Origin of the sequence: Azonexus sp., from assembly GCF_036170495.1 — a bacterium.
In the GTDB taxonomy this organism is placed as follows: Bacteria; Pseudomonadota; Gammaproteobacteria; order Burkholderiales; family Rhodocyclaceae; genus Azonexus.
Genome location: NZ_JAVHPH010000435.1, coordinates 1 through 1,715, shown reverse-complemented (window position 1 = coordinate 1,715; position 1,715 = coordinate 1). Strand labels below are relative to the sequence as shown.

3 protein-coding genes are annotated in these 1,715 nt (G+C 64.8%); all 3 read right to left on the bottom strand.

Annotated elements, in window-relative coordinates:
* A partial coding sequence (locus ADADOO_RS15720; RefSeq protein ID WP_511278448.1) for an MliC family protein occupies positions 1 to 321 on the bottom strand: 321 nt, incomplete at its 3' end.
* Complete coding sequence (locus ADADOO_RS15715; protein ID WP_511278447.1) at positions 318 to 1,061, bottom strand: arginyltransferase; 744 nt, start codon at positions 1,059 to 1,061, stop codon at positions 318 to 320. The genes ADADOO_RS15720 and ADADOO_RS15715, both read right to left, overlap by 4 nt.
* Positions 1,062 to 1,064: 3 nt before the next feature.
* On the bottom strand, positions 1,065 to 1,715 hold a 651-nt coding region (gene aat / locus ADADOO_RS15710; protein WP_511278446.1), incomplete at its 5' end, for a leucyl/phenylalanyl-tRNA--protein transferase.

Below are 1,715 nucleotides of genomic sequence, written 5' to 3'. Positions count from 1 at the left end.
CTGTGGCATGACCGGCGCCAGGCTGCCGCGCGAGCAGCGGCGCAGATTGCCCTTGCCGTCTTCGAGAATGGCGTCGTCGCCCTTGGTCGCCAGGCGAATATCGCCGCTGCGATAAAGCGCGCCGGAAGCGGCCGGCACTTGCGGCAGAACGACGGCGTCGTCGGCGAAATGCAGGGTGGCCTGCGGTCGACCGGAAATATCGGCCGAAAATGAAATGTCGAAACGGCTGTTGTTGTCGCAAGTGTAGGCGAGGCGTTCGTCGCCGGCGACGGCGCCGAGCGGGATAAGCAACGCCAGCGCCAGCAGGGGGCGGAGGTTCATGGGTTTTCCGGTTTGGGGAGAGGGATCCAGGCCCCGTCGATGAGGCCTTCGATGGGCTGGAAGGCCGATTTGTAGGCCATCTTGCGACTTTCGGCAATCCAGTAGCCGAGGTACAGGTAGGGCAGGCCGAGGGCGCGGCACTGGGCGACCTGCCAGAGGATGTTGTAGGTGCCGAAGCTGGCCTGCGGAACGTCCGGCTCGTAAAAGGTGTAGACCGACGACAGACCATCGTCGAGGACATCGATCACGCTCACCATGCGCATGCTGCCGTTTTCGGAGAACTCGATGAGCCGCGTGTCGACGCGGCTTTGCAGCAGGAACTGGGCGTACTGGTCGTGGCTGTCCTCGTCCATCCCGCCGCCCGGGTGGCGGGCCTGCTGGTAGCGCTTGTAAAGCGCGTAATGCGCGTCGTAATAGAGCAGCGGCAATTCGCGGGCGCGCAGGTTGGCGTGGTGCTTCAAGGCCCGGCGCTGGCTGCGGCTGGGCTGCAGTTCGGTAACCGGCAGACGGACCGGGACGCAGGCCTGGCAGTGGTCGCAATGCGGCCGGTAGGTAAACACGCCGCTACGCCGGAACCCGTTGCGAACCAGCGCGCTATAGATCTCGCTGTCGATCAGGTGGGCCGGCGTCGCCACCTGCGAACGCGCCTCGCGGTCGGCCAGGTAGCTGCACGGATAGGGCGAGGTGGCGTAGTACTGGAGCAGCGAGAAGGGCAGTTCGGCGTCGTCGGGCTGGGCCATGGCTTACCACGCGAGAACGAGTGGGTCGGCCGACCAGCGGTCGCGCGACGAGGCGGCTACGGTCAACGCCGATAATCGGGTCAAAAAGGCGTCGCGCGGAATTTCGCGGCCGCCGAGCGAGGCGAGGTGGTCGGTGTGCATCTGACAATCAATCATGGCGAATTGCTTGGCCAAAAGGTAACGCACGAGGTGGGCAAAAGCGACCTTCGAGGCATCGGTGCGCTGGGCGAACATCGATTCGCCGTAAAACATCCGACCGATGGCCAGCCCGTACAGGCCGCCGACCAGCGTGTCGCCAACGTAGCTTTCGACCGAATGCGCCCAGCCGAGTTCATGCAGGCGGCAGTAGGCCTCCTTCATTTCGGGCGTGATCCAGGTGCCGTCCTGGCCGTCCCGCGGCGTTGTGGCGCAGGCATCCATGACGCCGGGGAAATCGGTGTCGAAGCGCACCGCGAATTTGCCGGCACGCAGCGTTTTCTTCAGCGAACGGGTCAGCCGGAACTCTTCGGGAAAAAGCACCATGCGCGGATCGGGCGCATACCAGAGCGGCAGACCATCGACCGTTCCCCACGGGAAAATGCCCTGCCGATAGGCTTCCAGTATGCGGTCCGGCTGCAGCCCCCCGCCGACGGCGAGCAACCCACCCATCTCTTC

What these genes read in the sequence shown, in the direction of transcription:
- ADADOO_RS15715 (WP_511278447.1), bottom strand. Translation starts at nt 1,061, where the DNA reads ATGGCCCAGCCCGACGACGCCGAACTGCCCTTCTCGCTGCTCCAGTAC.